Source organism: Methylomonas sp. BW4-1 (genome assembly GCF_052474385.1).
In genome coordinates this window covers 3563580-3583039 of sequence record NZ_CP184125.1, presented here as the reverse complement: position 1 = coordinate 3583039, position 19460 = coordinate 3563580, and the positions used below count along the sequence as shown (strand labels likewise).

The 19460-nt window shown below is 52.2% G+C and carries 17 protein-coding genes; 5 read left to right on the top strand and 12 right to left on the bottom strand.

Annotated features, from left to right (window positions below; translation table 11 throughout):
• Window positions 1-128: 128 nt before the first annotated feature.
• The 8 genes from dxs (ACH5Y9_RS16595) to ACH5Y9_RS16560 form a co-directional block, all read right to left on the bottom strand.
• On the bottom strand, window positions 129-1991 hold the full coding sequence (gene dxs / locus ACH5Y9_RS16595; RefSeq protein WP_445366884.1) for a 1-deoxy-D-xylulose-5-phosphate synthase: 1863 nt from the start codon (window positions 1989-1991) through the stop codon (window positions 129-131).
• 2 nt (window positions 1992-1993) lie between these two features.
• Complete coding sequence (locus tag ACH5Y9_RS16590) at window positions 1994-3625, bottom strand: copper resistance D family protein (protein ID WP_051670568.1); 1632 nt, start codon at window positions 3623-3625, stop codon at window positions 1994-1996.
• Between the two features lie 5 nt (window positions 3626-3630).
• On the bottom strand, window positions 3631-3990 hold the full coding sequence (locus ACH5Y9_RS16585; protein WP_033159609.1) for a copper resistance CopC family protein: 360 nt from the start codon (window positions 3988-3990) through the stop codon (window positions 3631-3633).
• A 10-nt stretch (window positions 3991-4000) separates the two neighbouring features.
• Entirely contained in the window at window positions 4001-5386 is a 1386-nt protein-coding gene (locus tag ACH5Y9_RS16580) for an aspartate aminotransferase family protein (RefSeq protein WP_445366883.1), read from the bottom strand.
• An 83-nt stretch (window positions 5387-5469) separates the two neighbouring features.
• Entirely contained in the window at window positions 5470-6174 is a 705-nt protein-coding gene (locus ACH5Y9_RS16575; RefSeq protein ID WP_033159607.1) for a phosphorylase family protein, read from the bottom strand.
• On the bottom strand, window positions 6171-7307 hold the full coding sequence (gene shc / locus ACH5Y9_RS16570) for a squalene--hopene cyclase (RefSeq protein WP_445369900.1): 1137 nt from the start codon (window positions 7305-7307) through the stop codon (window positions 6171-6173). The genes ACH5Y9_RS16575 and shc overlap by 4 nt, the downstream gene beginning before the upstream one ends.
• A complete protein-coding gene (locus tag ACH5Y9_RS16565) occupies window positions 7195-8130 on the bottom strand; it encodes a hypothetical protein (RefSeq protein WP_445366882.1) in 936 nt (311 codons plus the stop codon). The genes shc and ACH5Y9_RS16565 overlap by 113 nt, the downstream gene beginning before the upstream one ends.
• 9 nt (window positions 8131-8139) lie before the next feature.
• A complete protein-coding gene (locus ACH5Y9_RS16560) occupies window positions 8140-9231 on the bottom strand; it encodes a phytoene/squalene synthase family protein (protein WP_445366881.1) in 1092 nt (363 codons plus the stop codon).
• A 439-nt stretch (window positions 9232-9670) separates the two neighbouring features.
• Here ACH5Y9_RS16560 and hpnH point away from each other — a divergent pair, with 439 nt between their 5' ends.
• From hpnH to ACH5Y9_RS16545, 3 genes are read left to right on the top strand one after another with little or no spacing between them, the layout of a single operon-like run.
• A complete protein-coding gene (hpnH, locus tag ACH5Y9_RS16555) occupies window positions 9671-10774 on the top strand; it encodes an adenosyl-hopene transferase HpnH (RefSeq protein ID WP_205453454.1) in 1104 nt (367 codons plus the stop codon).
• Window positions 10775-10820: 46 nt separating this feature from the next.
• Complete coding sequence (locus tag ACH5Y9_RS16550) at window positions 10821-11426, top strand: ABC transporter substrate-binding protein (RefSeq protein ID WP_101053361.1); 606 nt, start codon at window positions 10821-10823, stop codon at window positions 11424-11426.
• 21 nt (window positions 11427-11447) lie between these two features.
• Window positions 11448-12476: an MlaA family lipoprotein gene (locus ACH5Y9_RS16545; protein WP_445366880.1), complete on the top strand. Its 1029-nt coding sequence runs from the start codon at window positions 11448-11450 to the stop codon at window positions 12474-12476.
• 32 nt (window positions 12477-12508) lie between these two features.
• Here ACH5Y9_RS16545 and ACH5Y9_RS16540 read toward each other — a convergent pair whose 3' ends face one another.
• The 4 genes from ACH5Y9_RS16540 to ACH5Y9_RS16525 form a co-directional block, all read right to left on the bottom strand.
• Window positions 12509-13024, bottom strand: a complete 516-nt coding sequence (locus tag ACH5Y9_RS16540) for an adenine phosphoribosyltransferase (RefSeq protein WP_319961292.1) — start codon at window positions 13022-13024, stop codon at window positions 12509-12511.
• Window positions 13025-13039: 15 nt separating this feature from the next.
• Complete coding sequence (gene dxs, locus ACH5Y9_RS16535; RefSeq protein WP_445366879.1) at window positions 13040-14899, bottom strand: 1-deoxy-D-xylulose-5-phosphate synthase; 1860 nt, start codon at window positions 14897-14899, stop codon at window positions 13040-13042.
• 118 nt (window positions 14900-15017) lie between these two features.
• The gene (gene ispA, locus ACH5Y9_RS16530) at window positions 15018-15911 is read right to left on the bottom strand and encodes a (2E,6E)-farnesyl diphosphate synthase (protein ID WP_445366878.1); all 894 of its coding nucleotides are present in this window, start codon (window positions 15909-15911) and stop codon (window positions 15018-15020) included.
• Entirely contained in the window at window positions 15904-16137 is a 234-nt protein-coding gene (locus tag ACH5Y9_RS16525; protein ID WP_020484945.1) for an exodeoxyribonuclease VII small subunit, read from the bottom strand. Before ACH5Y9_RS16525 ends, ispA begins: the two co-directional genes overlap by 8 nt.
• Window positions 16138-16814: 677 nt before the next feature.
• Here ACH5Y9_RS16525 and ACH5Y9_RS16520 point away from each other — a divergent pair.
• Window positions 16815-17312, top strand: coding sequence for a phage tail protein (locus ACH5Y9_RS16520; RefSeq protein ID WP_319961289.1), 498 nt, complete (start codon window positions 16815-16817; stop codon window positions 17310-17312).
• Between the two features lie 234 nt (window positions 17313-17546).
• A complete protein-coding gene (gene parE, locus ACH5Y9_RS16515) occupies window positions 17547-19436 on the top strand; it encodes a DNA topoisomerase IV subunit B (RefSeq protein WP_445366877.1) in 1890 nt (629 codons plus the stop codon).
• Window positions 19437-19460 lie beyond the last annotated feature (24 nt).

Here is a 19460-nt window from a genome sequence, read left to right as displayed (position 1 = left end):
TATGAAGCCTAGCCTCGCTCAATAACGAAGTCTAACAACTTATCCGCACCTGTTTTCAATTTGCAGTGTGGGATTCTTAACCGGCAAGACGCATCAGTGCTAGAAGCTGATACGTCCATATACGATATTTACGCACAAACCGCCTGAATCTTAGCCAAGATACCCTTAGTATCCAGGCCGCATAATGCCAGCAACTCCTCGCGACTACCTTGCTCGACGAAGCGGTCCGGCAGGCCGATGTTCAACACCGGCATCAGAATGTTTTGGGCCTGCAGAAACTCGTTCACCGCACTACCGGCACCGCCGGCAATCACGTTCTCTTCGACCGTGACGAGCACATCATGGCTTTTCGCCAGCTCTAAAATCAAGGCTTCATCCAGCGGTTTCACAAAGCGCATATTCACCACCGTCGCCCCCAGCTGTTTGCCGGCTTCCACAGATGGTGCCACCATGCTGCCCCAGGCCAGAATCGCGATGCGGCTGCCTTGATGGCGAATTTCGCCTTTGCCGATGGCCAGCTCGGTCAAGGCTTTGTCGACCGTCGCCCCCGGACCCTTGCCGCGCGGATAGCGCACCGAGGCCGGACCATGGTGTTTGAAACCGGTGGTCAGCATCTGCCGACATTCGTTCTCATCGGCCGGCGCCATCACCAGCATATTCGGAATACAGCGCATATAACTATAATCAAACGCCCCAGCATGGGTTGGACCGTCCGGTCCCACCAGGCCCGCTCGATCTAGAGCAAACAACACATCCAGATTCTGCAAAGCCACATCGTGAATCAACTGATCGTAAGCCCGTTGCAAAAAGGTCGAATAAATCGCCACCACCGGCTTCGCCCCCTGACAGGCTTGACCGGCGGCCAAGGTCACCGCATGCTGCTCGGCAATCGCCACATCGAAATAGCGTTTCGGAAACTGCTGGGAAAACGCCACCAAGCCCGACCCTTCGCGCATCGCCGGGGTAATCCCCAATAACCGCTCATCCTGCTTGGCCATATCGCACAACCAAGTGCCGAACACTTCCGTATAGGTCGGATGCGGCGACGGTGCGGCTTTGGGTAAATAATCCTTGGTAGGATCGAAAGCCGGTACCCCGTGATAGGCCAGCGGATCTTTCTCCGCCGGTGCATAACCTTTGCCTTTCTTGGTCACTACATGTAAAAACACCGGCCCGGACAAATCCTTCAACTTCTCTAAAGTCGAAACCAACATCTCCACATCGTGGCCGTCGATCGGCCCGAAATAATTAAAGCCCAACTCCTCGAACAGCGTGCCCGGCACAATCATGCCCTTCACATGCTCCTCGGTTTTCCGGGCCAGTTCCCACACCGACGGCATACTAGCCAAGGCCTTCTTACTCTCTTCCCGTACCGAGGAATAAAACTTGCTCGACAACACCTTAGTCAGATAATTATTCATCGCGCCTACCGGGGGCGAAATCGACATATCGTTATCGTTCAAAATCACCAACAGATTGGCATTGACATCGCCGGCATGATTCATCGCCTCATAAGCCATGCCGCCGGTGATCGAACCGTCGCCGATAATGGCGACCATCTTCTTGTCCTCGCCGCGCAACTGCGAGGCAATCGCCATCCCCAGCGCCGCACTGATCGACGTTGACGAATGACCGACCCCAAACGCATCGTACTCGCTCTCAGAGCGGCACGGAAACGCCGAGACCCCGCCCAAGGTACGAATCGTCGGCATCCGCTCTTTCCGCCCCGTCAAAATCTTATGTGGATAAGCCTGATGGCCCACATCCCACACCAACTGATCCGAAGGTGTATCGAACACATAATGCAAGGCCACCGTCAGTTCCACCGTGCCCAGGCCAGCCGAGAAATGGCCGCCGGAGATACTGACGGTATGGGTCAGATAGCGACGCAACTCATCGGCCAGCGGCTCCAGTTGTTCAGGCTTCAGGGCCCGAACGTCGGCGGGGGTCTGGATGGTGTCTAGTAACGGAAATTCGTTAGTCTGTTTCATGATCAGTACAGGGGTTCACGATAGAACATCAGGATGACGCCTATCTGGAATAAAGCGAACACTGAAATAAATCCGGCTACGTTTTTACCGGGCGAATCTAATTTGAGTTCCAGCCAACGGCCGCAAGCCAGGATCAGCGAGAATACGCCCATCATGGTATGGCCGACCTGAATCAGGAAGGCGGTTTTTGCCTCGAAACCGACATGCGAATGCGCCAACAGCATCATGCCGCCAAATGCCGCCAGCAAAGGAAACATGTAAGGCATGAAGCCGCTGTTATTGTTGAGGCGGGCGCGCACTTCGATCAAACCCAGTACAAACACCAATAGCGTGGCGATCCGATGTTGCAGAATTTCGCCATTGTTAAACGTACTTTCCCAGAAACCGATAGGACCGAGCGGCCAGCTTTCGGCGTCGCTGCGGAAAAACAGGAACACGCCCAATGCCATGAAACCCACCGGCCAGAAGCGCGCCCAACGATGGAAGCGGTCGGAAAACGATAGCATTGCGAAGAAGCTCATGGTCGCCAGGAAGATGCCGGAAATGTTGTGGTTGTAATCCGACCAGGCGGTAGCGGCTTCCGACGGGATTTGGCCGACGATGGCCACCCGTCCGGCTTCGCCGGCAATCAAGGCTTCGTGAGTCGGTGATTCCCAACGCGGTACGCGCGGATGGAACATGTTCAAGACTTCTTCGAAACTGGCAGTCAAATGCGGAATGTCGACAGCTGGCGGTTGCGAGGCCAAACTGGCGGCAGTGAACAGGATAGTCAGCAGTATCAGGGTTTCCGCTTCGATATAGTAGGGCACGCGCGCGGTCAGGGCATACAGGCTGCGGCTAGTAAAATAGGCATTCACGGCTTGCCGATTCAACCAGGCAAAGCCTAATGCCAGGCCCAGCATGATGATTTTTACCAATAACAGATTGCCGTAGCCAGCGCCGATGAAGCCTTGGAAAGTGCGGATGTAATACCAGGCCAGCGGCGTGCCGGTGACCAGCAATATGACGACTGAGCCGATGCCCACTGCCGAGAAGCGTTTCAGCAATAAAGGCCAAACTTCAACGGCTATGGCATTACGTTTTTTCAAGCCCCATAACGTCAGAATTTGAAATATGCCGCCCACCCAAGTGGCCGCAGCGATCTGATGCGTGACAGTTAACGTCATTAACAGACCTCTATCCTCCAAACGACTCGCGCCGTGTACCAGCCAAGCTGCGGAAATGACCAGCGGCACAATAATCGCCGTGGACAGCACCCAGAATTGTTTGGAGCGTGGATTGCTTTTTAACGCTTGCCGGATGAACACCGCCAAAATAAAAGCGCAGGTAGCGCGCGCTAAACCGGCCTGGAATTGCACGGTTTGGAAAAACGCCGGGAACGGCGATTTGCCCAAGGTCACGGCCATCAGCCATATTTTCAGGCCGATTTTCGACAATTGGGTGATGACCAGGGCTTTACTGCCGAAATGAATCAGGTTGACGGTTTTGCTCAGCAAGGCCGAGTTATACAGCGCTTCTTCATGCCAGGGGCGCAGGACTAACAGGCCCCACAGTAAGCCACCGATGGTGATGGAATAAAACGTGAGATCGACGCCGCCTATCAATGAGTCTAAATAATTTGCAATGCCTTCCATGCGGATCACTTAGCCTGTTTGACAAAAAAACGCAGCAGGTCTTCGCTGAGATGACCGTCGGCGGCGAATATTTTTAATTTGATGGCATATTCGCCGGGTTCCAAGGCTGGCAGATGCAACAAGACTTGGCCGGGTTTTTCACCTGGTGTGGCCGTAATGGTTTGCATTTTATCGCCGGCGCTGACCAGGAATACTTCCGATAAATCCAATTCCACTTTGGAATTGAACGATAGCTCCACGTCACTGGCCAAATTGACCGGCACGGGTTTGAGTTTTAAAGAATTATGCGTGACAACGGCGTGGCCGAAAGCGCTGTTACTGGCGACCAGTGCCAAGGCGAACAAAGCAGGTTTGAAAAAATTCATGTGTGGCACCTTATTTTTTGTTTTTTAAAGCATGGCCGGTCAGGTTTTTACCCAGCGTCCAGATCGAACCGGTGACGTTGTGCGTATCGGCAATGGTTTTTTCCACGGAATTGACAATCCAATCGCGGTCTTTTTGAGTCAGCGTCAGCGGCGGTAAAAATTTGACCACGTTCATGCCGTGGCCGGCCACTTGTGCCAGTACTCGGTGTTCCTTGAACAGCGGGATCAAGATCATCTGGCAGAACAGGCCTTTGTTGGCGGCTTCCAGCATGGCCCAGGCGGCCTTTAAGCCCAAACTTTTTGGTGACTGGAATTCGATGGCAATCATTGAACCCTTACCGCGTGCTTCTTTCAGGAATTCGTATTTCGGCGCCATCGCGTTGATGGTGGCTATGATGTCTTCCCCGACCTTAGCACTGTTTTCGACCAGTTTTTCTTCGTGAACCACATGCAAGGCAGACAGGCCGGCAGCCATCGCCATATTGTTTTTCGAGAAGGTTGAACCATGCACGACGGCTCGGTCCATGCGGTTGAACACGGTGTCCATGATATGGGTGGTCATGGCGACGCCGCCGACAGGGATGAAGCCGCCGGACAAGGCTTTGGCCATCAAAATCATGTCCGGTTTAACGCCCCAGTGCTCGATGGCCCAGAACTTGCCGGTACGGCCTATGCCGGTCTGAATTTCGTCGGCCACGAACAAGGTGCCGTATTTTTTACATAAACGCTCGACTTCCGGCAGGTAGTTATCGTCCGGAATGTTGACGCCTTTACCTTGTATCGGTTCGACAATGAAGGCCGCCACATCTTTGCTGCTCAAGGCTTGTTCCAGTGCGGCCAAGTCATTGAACGGTACGGAAGTACATTCCGGCAATAGTGGGCCGAAGCCTTCGCGGAAGATGTGTTCGCCGGTCAGTGACAATGAGCCCATCGTCAGGCCGTGGTAGCCATGGTCGCAATGCACGATACGCGAACGTTTGGTGGTGTAGCGGGCGAATTTGATCGCCGCTTCGACGGCTTCGGTACCGGAATTGCAGAAAAACATTTTCTCCAGATTGTCCGGGCAGGTCGCCAGAATTTCTTTGGCCAGCAGGCCGCTGAGCAAGGACACATCCATCTGTACCAGGCTGGGTAATTCCAGCGTCAGGGTTTCTTGCAGGGCTTTGATGATGGTCGGATGGTTGCGTCCCATCGCAAACACTCCGAAACCACTTAGCAAGTCCAGGTATTCGTTACCGTCTTCGTCGTAAAGATATTGGCCGATCGCTTTTTTATAGTTTCTGTCGTAACCAATGGTACGTAAGACGCGCACCATCTGGTTGTTAAGATAATGCTCATGCAGGTCGAATTTCTCGTCGAAATGCTGAGTAAAAAGATCGGCAATGCTAAAAGACATGTAATACCTCGTAAGTGCTTGGTCTATTTCCGGATTACGCTATGTTCCCGCTGCTTAACCCTTCAATAATTCACGGTTTTCTGCTAAAAAACGATGATTTCGTTTAGTTGTTTGGCAATGATTTTCAAGGTTTTTTGCGCGGCATGAAAATGTAAGCCCAACTTGATGAGGCTGGGCGCTTCCCATGGGTGGGTTGCCAAAAAACGCAAGAGTTTGCTGGTTTCTACCTGCCCCTGGCCGTTTAAGGCCTGAGTAACCGCTTGGGGTAGGCTCATGCTTACCGGATCGGCAATCGTACGAATTGCCAGACAAGGTAAGTTCGATTGCTCGGCAATTTTGGCCATGGCGCAGCTTTCCATGTCCAAGGCAATTGCACCGGTCTGCCGGTATAGTTTGTGCTTATCGCTACTGTTGCTGACGATATGGCTGCTTTCAGCCAACTTGCCGTTGGAAATCGGAAACTGCTTATCCAGCAACTCGTGCAGACGCTTACGCCAGCGGGGATCAGTATCGAACACCTGTTGTTGCTCCGATAACAGCTGTTCGGCCAACATCAGATCGCCCGGTTTCAATTGCGGTGACAATGCGGCTGCGCAGCCCCAACTGATCAGTTTTTTAGCGCCTTTGGCGATTAACAGGCGCGTGGCCCGCTCCGCATTGACCGGTCCGGCACCGGCAAATGCCAGGAGAATGTTGTCGGCGATTCTGACGCAATCACCCTGGACCAATTTTAGGCGGGTCAGGGTGGAGAGCTCTTCCGGTAAGGCAACAAGAATTCCTATGGTCACTGTTTGGCTAATTCGTTACGGTATCTAGCCAACGCCCACAATGGGAAGAATTTGTCATAGCCGTGATACTTCAAATAAAACACCTTTGGAAAGCCCGGTGCGGTAAAGCAGGGGTCATTCCAAACCCCGTCCGCCTGCTGGCTGCGCAGCAGGAAATCAATGCCGGCTTTGACTTCCTGGCTGTGGACTTCGCCGGCAGCGATCAAGCCCAACACGGCCCAAGCGGTTTGGAAGGCGGTGCTGAAATGGTAGCGGCCGCGAAATTTCTTATCGTCGTGATAACTCAAGTTGTCTTCACCCCAGCCGCCGTCTTCGCGTTGGACGCTTTTCAGCCACGCCGCAGCTTTGGTGTACATCGGGTCACTTTTCGGTACATCGGTTTGTTCCAGGCCCAGCAAGGCAGACCAGGTGCCGTAAATATAATTGGTGCCCCAGCGGCCGAACCACGAACCGTCGGCTTCTTGATCGCCGCGGATGTATTCGATAGTGCGTTTCAGGGCTGGTAAATATTCGTCGTGATCCTTCGCCACTCGGGCCATCAGCATCGCGCAGCGGGCGCTGACGTCGACAGTCGGTGGGTCGAGCAGGGCGCCGTGGTCGGCGAATGGAATTTCGTTCAGATAGTAATAGGTGTTGTCGACATCGAACGCGCCGTAGCCGCCGTTTTGCGATTGCATACCGACAATCCAGCGTGTCGCTCTGTGAATGGACTCGTCCAATTCAGGTAGATTGGAGTCTGCCATCGCAAAGCCAACAACCGCTGTATCGTCGACATCGGGGTAATGCGGATTGGCAAATTGAAATGCCCAGCCGCCACCAGCCAGATTAGGGCGGCGAACACGCCAATCGCCTGGTTCGTCAGACAGTTGTACGCTCTTGAGCCATTCGTAAGCTTTGCTTAGTTGCGGAGCGTTAGCGGTTTTGTCGGATTCCTGCAGAGCCAATGCCGCCAGTGCTGTATCCCAAACTGGCGATAAGCAGGGTTGGCAATAGGCGTAGTCATCTTTGATAACCAGCAGTTTATCGATTGATTGGCGAGCGATCACCACGTTGGGGTGATCGGTCTGGGAAGCCCAGTAACAACATGGCTTGGTAGGCGTTAACCATGGCGGGGAATATGCCGCCCAAACCATCCTCGCCATTCAGGCGTTCGGTAAACCAATCAACGGCTTTTTGAATGGCGTGTTCGCGCATGCGTTGTGGAATCAACGGCTCGGTAACGCGGCCCAGTTTATCCAGGCCCAGGAAGAACTTATTCAGCAGAGTCCGTTCCGGAAAGTAATGTTTTTCCTCGTCCGGATGAACGACAAACAATTCCAAGACGTTGACCTTGTGCGGATTTTTGGCTTTAGCCTTTAGGGTGCACATGATGAACAGCGGTACCATCACGGTGCGCGACCAATAGGATACTTTGTCCATATGAAACGGAAACCAGCTGGGCAGCAGCATAATTTCCACCGGAATATACGGCACCCCGCGCCAGGGCAATTGTTCGAATATCGCCAGTGCGATTCGGGTGAAGACGTTAGCGCGCGCTGCACCGCCTTGGCTGAGTATCCAGTCTCGTAATTTGACCATATGCGGCGCATCAATGGCGTCGCCGGCCATTTTTAAGGCGTAATAAGCTTTGACGCTACCGCTGATGTCGCCGGGGCCGCCGGTAAATAGCGGATAGCTGCCGTCTTCGGCCTGGCGGCTGCGCAGGTAAACGGCCATTTTGCGCTGCAATTCTTCGTCGATGTCGTCCAGATAGTGCATCATCATGATGTATTCGGACGGGATAGTGCAGTCGGCTTCCAGCTCAAAGACCCAATAACCTTCCGGGCTTTGCAAGCTGAGTAGTTTGGCTTGGGCGCGTTCGATGGCGGCATGCAGTAAGCCAAGGCCGGCCGTTTTGCCGGTATTGGCATTGCTGATGTCTTGGCTGCTGGTATCTATATGGGCTTCAGTAAACATAGTGATTCCTTATTGTCCAGTGTGCGATATAGGTGAATAGTGCCAATCCGGCGATTTCAAATTACGGCTGGTCAGGTTAAACAGTAGGGATAGCAGCAAATTGCTGCGCACGGTCAATTTGGTCGCGACAATAGTGGCTTTCACACTATTACGGCTGATTTTGACCTGATTCGATTCGTTGAAATTAAGGTTTGCCTTGATTTTCTTCAAGGTCAGTACGGCCATGCCCAGCGCCCAAAGGCAAAAGTTGCGGATGCCGGTTTCGTGGCTGGGCAGGAGCTGGGTGTAAGTTAATGCATTTTGCAAGTGCCCTTGAGCGATAGCCACCAGATGGCTCAGGCCGAGGCGGAAACGCTCGTCGTCGGTTTCCGGCGTCAGTTCGGCGAGATTGAAGCCGGTTTCGGTGAAAATGTCTTGCGGTAACCAGCATACGCCGCGTTTGGCGTCGTCCCAAATATCTTTCAGGATATTGGTCATTTGCAGACCTTGACCAAAGGAGACTGAGAGCCTTAATAGTTCTTCGCGATGCGCGGCTATTTCCGGGGAATAATGGCAGAACAACTTTGCCAACATCTCACCGACGCAGCCGGCTACGTAATAGCAGTAGTCGTCCATGTCTTTCAGGGTTTTCAAGCCGGCATGTAAATCCAGCGCCTGATAGACCGGCATGCCGTTCGCCATCGTTTCCACGCAACACGCCAGGGCTTCGATTTGCGGAGCGTCCAGTGAGCGGGTTATGGCAATCACGCGAGGCACCAGCTGGATCAAGCTATGTTCGGCCGGAATGGTTTGCTCTGAAAGCAGCGGAGCCAGCTCGGCGCTGAATACGTCTGCGTTATTGCCGGTCTTGACTATGTCTATAAAAGCGCTGCAAAAGTATTTCTTTTGTTCGGCGCTAAGGGATATTTCGTCTTCTATGGTGTCGACAATCCGGCATAGCAAATAAGCATTCGCCACAGCCGGATACAGTTCATCCGGGAGTTGCGGGATAGTTAGCGCAAACGTGCGCGACACACCTTCAAGCAGGGTGGCTTGCAGTTCGGCGTCGGCTAGTTGTCTGAGCAACTCCGGATTATTGATTAGTGTTTGAGATCCGTTCATCTGTATCAAGGCTAACTATTAGTTGCCCAAATGATAGACTGTTTGTTGGTGTTTTGCAAAGTGATGTTGCTTTATGGCAAATTTGTCGAAATGGTGCTGGCAAAAGCAATATATGAGTTGGTGTTTCTGACCTTTGTTGTTGTTTTAGAAAAATAATTATGGTTTTTTAGGGGTTAGGCTTTTTTGTGGTTGCTAAGCGGCTTTGTGTGGCTTTCAGGAAATGTGCGCATGTTCTTGTTGTTTTTTGCGTATTTTATCTGGAGTATGTTGTTGGAAAGTGGTATTCTGACCACATCTAATTGTGCGCCTCGAGCCTAATTGATGGTCTAAATTGGCCGCAGCAGGTGTCACTTCTAGGATGGTTATCGGTTTGCAGCTGTTGTTTTTTTGTAACAGCTGTGGTCGCTGGATGTCGTGATAGTTTTTGGAGAATAATGCTGTGAGTGTTCCTTTACGTCAGCAATTGGCTGTAGGTAGTTATCTGATCAAGCAAAAGATCAAAGGTGTAAAAAAGTATCCTTTGGTTTTGATGCTGGAACCCCTGTTCAGATGCAATTTAGCATGCGCGGGCTGCGGTAAAATCGATTATCCCGATGATATTCTCGACAAGCGGCTTTCTGTTGAGGAGTGTTTGGCTGCGGTTGATGAGTGCGGCGCGCCGATGGTGTCCATTCCCGGCGGCGAACCCTTGATTCATAAAGAAATGCCGCAGATCGTGGCCGGTATCGTTGCTAGAAAGAAGTTTGTTTATCTGTGCACCAACGCATTGCTGTTAAGAAAACGGATTAACGATTACACCCCCTCGCCTTATTTAACCTTTTCCGTGCATCTGGATGGTTTAAAAGAGCGGCATGATACTTCCGTTTGCCAGGAAGGGGTTTTCGACATCGCTGTCGAAGCGATCAAATTGGCCTTGGGTAAAGGCTTTAGGGTCACCGTTAACTGCACCCTGTTCCAAGGTGAAACCCCGCAAGAAGTGGCGGAGTTTTTGGATTACGCGATGGAGTTGGGTGTAGAAGGTGTCACTATTGCGCCTGGATTCAGCTATGAGCGCGCGCCTAAGCAGGACGTGTTTATTAAAGGCCTTGACGTTAAAAACCTGTTTCGCGGTATTTTCAAAATCGGCAAGAACCGTAAGTGGAAATTGAACCATTCGTCGCTGTATTTGGATTATCTGGCCGGCAATCAGAATTACGACTGTACGCCATGGGGTAATCCAACGCGCAACGTATTCGGCTGGCAAAAACCTTGCTATTTGTTGGCTGACGAAGGTAATGCTAATTCCTTTCAAGAGTTGCTGGATGACACGCCTTGGGACAAATACGGTACGGTGAAAAATCCTAAATGCGCTAATTGCATGGCGCATTGCGGCTACGAAGCAACAGCGGTTGAGGATACCTTGGCGCATCCATTGAAAGCTTTGTGGGCAGCGGTGCGTGGTCCCAAAACCTCCGGCGAAATGGTTGCTGAAAAGCAGCCTGAGTTTGTTGCTTCTTTCAAAAAGTCGGCAATTTCCGAGATTCCGGTAAAAGTAGAGTCTTAAGACTAACCCTGGAAGTCATCCTCATTAACAGGTTTTTATAACGATTATGTTTAAAAAATTGTATTTCAGTCTTAGTTTGCTAATGCTTGTCTGCCTGTCGTCCTTGGCTAATGCTGAAGAGATTTCTGCTCGTCAGGTTGTCGAAGAGTTTCAAAATCAGCTGCTGAGCGTAATGAAAGCCGGCAAAGAGCTTGGCTTTCAAGGGCGCTACGACAAACTGGATGTGGCGGTAAAGAAGAGCCATGATCTGCCTAAAATCGCCAGAATCGTGGTGGGCAAGCAATGGGAAGAGTTGACAACGGAGCAGCAGAATAAACTGGAAAGCGTATTCAGCAAGCTTAGTGTGTCGGCATATGCTCATAACTTTAAAGACTATTCGGGAGAATCGTTTACCTTTGCTTCTGAAGAGGAGACCGGTAGGGGGGGCGTGGTGATTCATACCAACTTGCATATTCCCGGCGAAAAGGATGTCAAGTTCGATTATATGATGAAGAAAAAAGACGATGGCTGGCAAATTATCAATATAATAGCCGATGGCGTCAGTGATTTGGCATTGAAAAGATCGGATTACACTAGTGTATTAAGCCGTGATGGCTTTGATGCCTTGATCGTTAAAATCACTGAGAAAATTGAAAGTTACGCAAAGCAATAAGTTTGTTAGGAATCGTCAGTAATGTATAGCCCTCGTTATCAAGGCAGCAGCCAGGCATCCCTGTTTTGGGTGGTGTTATTTTCAAGCGCATTATCGGTAACCGGGTGTGCTACCACGGATAAGCATCCGGTCGATGCTAACAGAGCGTCTAAAGCTAAGTCAGACGCAGCGGATCCTTACGAGGGATTCAATCGCTCCATGTACGGTTTTAACATGGGTCTGGACAAGCATTTGCTGAAGCCCATCGCTAATGGGTATAAGACTGTAACGCCCAATTTCATGCAAACTGGAGTTAGCAATTTTTTTACCAATCTTAAAGGTATCAATGTTGTTTTGAACGATGTTCTGCAAGGTAAGTTTGAACAAGGGGCTTCCGATACTGGGCGGTTCCTGACCAATTCCACGGTGGGTCTGCTCGGTTTGTTTGATGTGGCCAGCGATCTAGGCTTGCAAAATAATGTTGAGGATTTTGGGCAAACGCTCGCGGTCTGGGGGGTCGATCAAGGCCCTTATTTGGTGCTGCCGGTTTTGGGGCCGACTACGGTGCGTGACGGCGCGGCAATTGTGGTGGATAAAGCCGCCAATCCAGGAACTTACGTGCCGGGTACCGGTATTGTAGAAGGGATTAACGATAGGGCGAATGCCGAAGGCGCGTTGAATTTTATCGACGAAGCAGCGTTGGATCCTTATGTGTTTACCCGTGAGTCATTTTTGCAATATCGCAAGAACTTGATTAATGACGGCAAGAGTAATTCGACTGACTATGATCTCGATATAGATGCGGATGTCGATGTTGGCGAAATTTCTTCAGCAAAGCCTAAAGAAACTAGTGCGACGCAAAAGCCAAAAGTCGATACGACCAAAAAACTACCCGGGCACGTGCAAAATGGCATTGAGGTAGTTCCTGGCAACGTAAAGCCCAGTGGTGCGGCGTTCGATAGCATGTCCAAATCGTTCGATAATGCGGCTTTGGAATTTGAAAAAGCCTCCGACAAAATGGACCAAATGAGTAAAAAAAAAGACCGCTTAATCGCCGTTAAATTTGTTTGAAGAGACGCAGGGAGGCGTCTCTGTAGTATTTCTCAGTAATGTAGCAAGGCATGCACTTCGTAGTTACCCAGTTTTTCCCGCCCTTGTAAGAAGTCCAGTTCCACCACAAAAGCACAGGCTACCACGGTAGCGCCCAGCTTTTCGATCAGTTCGCAACTAGCCTTGGCGGTGCCGCCAGTGGCCAATAGATCGTCGATCAACAACACCTTGTCGTTACTGTCCACTGCATCGATATGCACTTCCAGTTCAGCCGAGCCGTATTCCAGGTCGTAAGAAACGCTTTGTACATCATAAGGTAGTTTGCCGGGTTTGCGGAGTGGGATAAACGGAATGCCCAGTTCCCATGCCACCAGCGAACCGAAAATAAAGCCGCGTGCTTCCATGCCGGCCACTGCGGTGATGTCGCGGCCTAAGAAAGGATGTAGCAGTTGATGGACCGCTAGACGTAATGTGGCGGGGTCTTTGACCAGCGGTGTTATATCTTTGAAGATAATGCCGGGTTTTGGAAAATCCGGAATATCCCGAATCTTATTTCTCAATCTATCCATTTCTAACCTCCAGATTTACGCACAAACCGCCTGAATCTTAGCCAAGATACCCTTAGTATCCAGGCCGCATAATGCCAGCAACTCCTCGCGACTACCTTGCTCGACGAAGCGGTCCGGCAGGCCGATGTTCAACACCGGCATCAGAATGTTTTGGGCCTGCAGAAACTCGTTCACCGCACTACCGGCACCGCCGGCAATCACGTTCTCTTCGACCGTGACGAGCACATCATGGCTTTTCGCCAGCTCTAAAATCAAGGCTTCATCCAGCGGTTTCACAAAGCGCATATTCACCACCGTCGCCCCCAGCTGTTTGCCGGCTTCCACAGATGGTGCCACCATGCTGCCCCAGGCCAGAATCGCGATGCGGCTGCCTTGATGGCGAATTTCGCCTTTGCCGATGGCCAGCTCGGTCAAGGCTTTGTCGACCGTCGCCCCCGGACCCTTGCCGCGCGGATAGCGCACCGAGGCCGGACCATGGTGTTTGAAACCGGTGGTCAGCATCTGCCGACATTCGTTCTCATCGGCCGGCGCCATCACCAGCATATTCGGAATACAGCGCATATAACTATAATCAAACGCCCCAGCATGGGTTGGACCGTCCGGTCCCACCAGGCCCGCTCGATCTAGAGCAAACAACACATCCAGATTCTGCAAAGCCACATCGTGAATCAACTGATCGTAAGCCCGTTGCAAAAAGGTCGAATAAATCGCCACCACCGGCTTCGCCCCCTGACAGGCTTGACCGGCGGCCAAGGTCACCGCATGCTGCTCGGCAATCGCCACATCGAAATAGCGTTTCGGAAACTGCTGGGAAAACGCCACCAAGCCCGACCCTTCGCGCATCGCCGGGGTAATCCCCAATAACCGCTCATCCTGCTTGGCCATATCGCACAACCAAGTGCCGAACACTTCCGTATAGGTCGGATGCGGCGACGGTGCGGCTTTGGGTAAATAATCCTTGGTAGGATCGAAAGCCGGTACCCCGTGATAGGCCAGCGGATCTTTCTCCGCCGGTGCATAACCTTTGCCTTTCTTGGTCACTACATGTAAAAACACCGGCCCGGACAAATCCTTCAACTTCTCTAAAGTCGAAACCAACATCTCCACATCGTGGCCGTCGATCGGCCCGAAATAATTAAAGCCCAACTCCTCGAACAGCGTGCCCGGCACAATCATGCCCTTCACATGCTCCTCGGTTTTCCGGGCCAGTTCCCACACCGACGGCATACTAGCCAAGGCCTTCTTACTCTCTTCCCGTACCGAGGAATAAAACTTGCTCGACAACACCTTAGTCAGATAATTATTCATCGCGCCTACCGGGGGCGAAATCGACATATCGTTATCGTTCAAAATCACCAACAGATTGGCATTGACATCGCCGGCATGATTCATCGCCTCATAGGCCATCCCGCCGGTAATCGAACCGTCGCCGATAATGGCGACCATCTTCTTGTCCTCGCCGCGCAACTGCGAGGCAATCGCCATGCCCAGCGCCGCGCTGATCGACGTTGACGAATGGCCCACACCAAACGCATCGTACTCACTCTCCTCGCGCGACGGAAACGCCGACACCCCGCCCAAGGTGCGAATCGTCGGCATCCGCTCTTTCCGGCCCGTCAAAATCTTATGCGGATAAGCCTGATGGCCCACATCCCACACCAACTGATCCGAAGGCGTATCGAACACATAATGCAGCGCCACCGTCAGTTCCACCGTGCCCAGGCCTGCCGAGAAATGGCCGCCGGAGATACTGACGGTATGGGTCAGATAGCGACGCAACTCATCGGCCAGGGGTTCGAGTTGTTCAGGCTTCAGGGCCCGAACGTCGGCGGGGGTCTGGATGGTATTGAGGAGCGGGAAATCAGAGGCTGTCATGGGTTAAAAAATTCCTTTATATGTTTGCGTCACAATATTCCGCGCTAGCCCAGTAGACGCAAGCTGAAAACCGGAAGGATTGTGGCGCAAGAAGTATAAATCGTGCAGTTCGCTACGCTTAGTGGGTACGTTCGATGATATACAGCGACAAATCGCGTAACAAATCCGCTTCGCTGCCAAAGCCGGCTAGGCTGGCGACGGCTTGTTCATGCAGCTCCTGAGCTTTTTCCTTGGCGCCGGCCATTCCCAGTAGTGCCGGGTAAGTCGGTTTGTCGTTATCGACATCTTTCCCCTGAGTTTTACCCAGTGTAGCGGTATCGCTTTCTACATCCAGAATGTCGTCTTTGACTTGGAAGGACAGGCCTATGCATTTGGCGTAGTGATCCAGTTTTTTAGCGACTTCGGCATCGAGATCCGGTTTGGATAGCGAAGCCAGATTGACGCTGGCGCGAATCAACGCGCCGGTCTTGTGGATGTGCATGTTTTCCAGTTCCGGCAGAGTCAGCTTGCGGCCGACAGAACCCAAGTCGATGGCTTGGCCGCCAACCATGCCTTGCGAGCCGCTGGCGCGGGTCAATGTCGCGATCATTTTGACTCGGGCTTCCGCGCCGGCCTGAATGGCAGAGTCGTTGGCCAGTACGTCAAAGGCCAGTGCTTGCAACGCATCGCCTGCCAGAATCGCAGTCGCTTCGTCGTAAGCCTTATGACAAGTCGGTTTGCCGCGACGCAAATCGTCATTGTCCATCGCCGGCAAATCGTCATGAATTAAGGAGTAAACATGGATAAATTCCACCGCGCAAGCCTGAGCGTCCAACAGGTCTTCACTCAAGCCCAAGGCTTGGCCGGTGGCATAAGTCAGTAACGGGCGAGTGCGTTTGCCGCCGTCCAGTACGCTGTAACGCATGGCTTGATGCAAGGTTTGCGGCAGAATGTTCTCGCCGGGTAGCCGGGCGTCCAACGCCCGTTCGACGCGGTTCTGGCAGGCGGTAAGGTAGGCTTTTAAGTTACTCATCGGTGAATGGCTCCAAAGTTTGCTGGCCGTTTTTTTCTAATAAAATTTGGACTTTCTGCTCGGCGTCTTGCAGCGCTTGCTGGCAGGTGCGGGTTAATCTGATGCCGCGTTCGAAGGATTTTAAGGACTCTTCCAGAGAAATATCGCCGCGTTCCATTTGCTCGACCAATTTCTCCAGTTCTTCCATCGCTTCCTCAAATTGGGATGCGCTTTTACGTCTCGACATATTATAAATGTGGCTCGCGGTGCTCAAAAAATGACCAAGCATTATAGTATGAATTGCTCTGCCATTGAGTTTGGATTGCATCTGTTGTTTTCGATTTAGTGGCAGCAATTCGGTTCGCTCAGTTGTTCGCTAACACTGAGGCGTCAGCGGCTGCAGTTACGGTGACATTTTTGAGGTTGCCCAGGTTTGCCTGGATTCCAAGGCTCCAGCTTCCCGAGCCATTCACGTGCTCCGAACCTAAACACTCAGCGGGGGGGCATCCGAAATGTCACGTTGCAATTATCCCTATCCCGTTTCCGCCGGAACCGCTCTCCGCTCAAGCCATTATGCGATAGCTATTACGCCGCTCGGTACGAACCGTTCGCAAGCCAGACCAATTAACCTTTCGAAGTTTTACGATATTTCGTGCAAAAAACGATATGCCGTGGGCGATAGGTTGTATCGGCGGTCCTGTTTATCGATGGCGGTTTAAAAATAATTGTTTTTATTCAATGATTTATTTTGTTGTTACTTGGGTTTTTGGAAAGTGGCATTCCATTTGCCATTACAAGTCGAAGTTCATCGATTTTTACGACAGTTTGTTTAAACATCGGATCGGTGACTTTCTTCTAAACCAAATTATCGAACCGTTCGGCCGCCGTTTAGGCTCACCGAATCAAACTTTTTGAGGATATGTCATGAAAACAACCAGTCGTTTTATCAGCGTTTTATTCGGTGCAGTCGTGGTCTCGTCAGCCAGCGGCGGCGCCGTTGAGAATGTCATAGACAATTCCGCCCCGTTGGTTTATTACGAATTCAGCGCCGGAGGAGTCACCACTTATTTCACCGATTGCAAAGGCATGGGTTCGCAGAACGAAGTGGAGCAAACCAGGGTTAGTGCGCGGGGAGAGAACCTTACAGTTAAGATACCCGGACGCTTATCGGCTAAAAATATTACCTGCAGTAAAGGTTTGACCAAGTCGATGGATCTCTGGACTTGGCGACAACAGTTTGTCAGCGGTAGGTCAGGCCGGTCGCGGGTCGATGCGACGCTGATAGCCTATGACCAGGCGATGACGCCCATCGCGGAGTGGAGCTTCAATGGCTTGTGGCCTGCTGCTATCGATTTCAACGAAACAACGCCCGGCAAAGAAACCATCGTGTTCGCCGCTGACCAAGTTCTACGTATGCGCTGATCGAAACCGGGGCTGGCGCCAAACAGTTGGCTTGTCGTCAAAAATCGGTGGCGGCGCCCTGGAAAACGCCATGGGTCGGGCTTTTCCAGTGCTTAGGTAATTTCAGATGGCGCTTGCGGAAGTCGAGGCATGGTGAGCCGAGTGATGAGGACCGGCTTTCCTGAGCCTCCCTGGCGCGCGTTGCTGACATATAATGGTCGGCCGACACTCTGTTATTACCTATTACGAGACATCATGACCCAAGAATATAACGCGGCCGCTATAGAAGTACTGAGCGGCCTGGACCCGGTGCGCAAGCGCCCAGGTATGTATACCGATACCACCCGCCCCAACCATTTGGTGCAGGAAGTGGTGGACAACAGCGTGGACGAAGCCTTGGCCGGCCACGCCGATACCATCAATGTTGTACTCTATAAAGACGGCTCGGTGCGGGTGGATGATAACGGCCGGGGCATGCCGGTGGACATACATCCCGAGCAGGGCATTCCCGGCGTGGAAGTGATCCTGACCCAACTGCATGCCGGCGGTAAATTCTCCAACAAAAATTATCAATTTTCCGGAGGTCTGCACGGTGTTGGTGTGTCGGTAGTGAACGCCTTATCGGAAAAACTGCTGGTGGAGATCAAGCGTGGCGGCGGCGTCTATCAAATGGCGTTTGCCGGCGGCGACAAGGTTGGCGAATTACAGCAAAGCGGTACCGTGGGTAAAAACAACACCGGTACTAGCGTGCATTTTTGGCCGGATGGTAAATATTTCGATTCCAATCGGGTATCGGTCAGCAAGCTGAAACATGTGTTGCGTGCCAAGGCCGTGTTGTGTCCGGGCTTGAAAATTACTTTAAATTCCGAACTCAGCGACGAGCAGTTCGAATGGTGCTACCAGAACGGTTTGCAGGAATACCTGTTGGATAGGGTCGGCGATGCCGAGATTTTTCCGCAACCGCCGTTCATGGCCAACATGGCGGCCAGCAACGAAGCGGTGGAGTGGGGCATAGTTTGGACGCCGGACAGTTTGCCGGAAACCATCGCCGAAAGTTATGTGAATCTGGTGCCGACTGCCCAAGGCGGTACTCATGTCAACGGCTTGCGCGCCGGCTTGACCGAGGCGATGCGCGAGTTTCTGGATTTTCGCAATCTATTGCCGCGCGGCGTGAAAATCGCCCCGGAAGACGTTTGGGAAAGCTGCCATTTTGTATTGTCGGTAAAACTGGAAGACCCGCAGTTTTCCGGGCAAACCAAGGAGAGGCTGAGTTCGCGCGAATGCGTGACCTTTGTATCCGGCGTCGCCAAGGATACGTTCAGCCTGTGGCTGAATCAGCATCCGCAGGAAGGCGAAAAGATCGCTGAGATTATCCTGGCCAGTGCCCAAAAACGGCTGCGTGCCGGCAAGAAAATCATCCGTAAGAAAATCACCAGTGGCCCGGCCTTGCCTGGCAAGTTGGCGGATTGTTCCGGTCAAGATCTGAGCAGGACAGAGCTGTTCCTGGTCGAGGGTGATTCGGCTGGCGGCTCGGCCAAGCAGGCGCGGGACCGCGAATTCCAGGCCATCATGCCCTTAAGAGGGAAAATTCTGAATACCTGGGAAGTCGATTCCGGCGAGGTGATGGCATCTCAGGAGGTACACGACATCGCGGTGGCGCTGGGTATAGAGCCGGACAGCAACGACCTGCAAAATCTGCGTTACGGCAAGATCTGCATCCTGGCCGATGCCGATTCCGACGGCAACCACATTGCGACTCTGATTTGCGCGCTGTTTTACCAGCATTTCAATGCATTGGTCAGGGCTGGGCATGTGTTCGTCGCCATGCCGCCGCTGTATCGTATCGATGTCGGCAAGAAGGTATTTTACGCGCTGGACGAATCGGAACGACTGGGCGTATTGGCGCGCATCGAAGCCGAGAAACTCACCGGCAAGATCAACATCCAGCGCTTTAAAGGTTTGGGCGAGATGAATCCGTCGCAATTGCGGGAAACGACGATGAATCCGGACACGCGCCGTTTGGTGCAGTTAACGGTAGCCGAAAACGACGATACCCGCGAACAGATGGATCTGTTATTGGCGAAGAAGCGTGCCGGCGATAGGAAAAGCTGGCTGGAAGATCGGGGTAACTTAGCGCAAATATAAGAGACACGCCGGCCGGAGTTAGAG

What these genes read in the sequence shown, in the direction of transcription:
- dxs (WP_445366884.1), bottom strand. Translation starts at nt 1,991, where the DNA reads ATGAAACAGACTAACGAATTTCCGTTACTAGACACCATCCAGACCCCC.
- ACH5Y9_RS16590 (WP_051670568.1), bottom strand. Translation starts at nt 3,625, where the DNA reads ATGGAAGGCATTGCAAATTATTTAGACTCATTGATAGGCGGCGTCGAT.
- ACH5Y9_RS16585 (WP_033159609.1), bottom strand. Translation starts at nt 3,990, where the DNA reads ATGAATTTTTTCAAACCTGCTTTGTTCGCCTTGGCACTGGTCGCCAGT.
- ACH5Y9_RS16580 (WP_445366883.1), bottom strand. Translation starts at nt 5,386, where the DNA reads ATGTCTTTTAGCATTGCCGATCTTTTTACTCAGCATTTCGACGAGAAA.
- shc (WP_445369900.1), bottom strand. Translation starts at nt 7,307, where the DNA reads ATGGTTTGGGCGGCATATTCCCCGCCATGGTTAACGCCTACCAAGCCA.
- ACH5Y9_RS16565 (WP_445366882.1), bottom strand. Translation starts at nt 8,130, where the DNA reads ATGTTTACTGAAGCCCATATAGATACCAGCAGCCAAGACATCAGCAAT.
- ACH5Y9_RS16560 (WP_445366881.1), bottom strand. Translation starts at nt 9,231, where the DNA reads ATGAACGGATCTCAAACACTAATCAATAATCCGGAGTTGCTCAGACAA.
- ACH5Y9_RS16550 (WP_101053361.1), top strand. Translation starts at nt 10,821, where the DNA reads ATGTTTAAAAAATTGTATTTCAGTCTTAGTTTGCTAATGCTTGTCTGC.
- ACH5Y9_RS16545 (WP_445366880.1), top strand. Translation starts at nt 11,448, where the DNA reads ATGTATAGCCCTCGTTATCAAGGCAGCAGCCAGGCATCCCTGTTTTGG.
- ACH5Y9_RS16540 (WP_319961292.1), bottom strand. Translation starts at nt 13,024, where the DNA reads ATGGATAGATTGAGAAATAAGATTCGGGATATTCCGGATTTTCCAAAA.
- dxs (WP_445366879.1), bottom strand. Translation starts at nt 14,899, where the DNA reads ATGACAGCCTCTGATTTCCCGCTCCTCAATACCATCCAGACCCCCGCC.
- ispA (WP_445366878.1), bottom strand. Translation starts at nt 15,911, where the DNA reads ATGAGTAACTTAAAAGCCTACCTTACCGCCTGCCAGAACCGCGTCGAA.
- ACH5Y9_RS16525 (WP_020484945.1), bottom strand. Translation starts at nt 16,137, where the DNA reads ATGTCGAGACGTAAAAGCGCATCCCAATTTGAGGAAGCGATGGAAGAA.
- ACH5Y9_RS16520 (WP_319961289.1), top strand. Translation starts at nt 16,815, where the DNA reads ATGAAAACAACCAGTCGTTTTATCAGCGTTTTATTCGGTGCAGTCGTG.
- parE (WP_445366877.1), top strand. Translation starts at nt 17,547, where the DNA reads ATGACCCAAGAATATAACGCGGCCGCTATAGAAGTACTGAGCGGCCTG.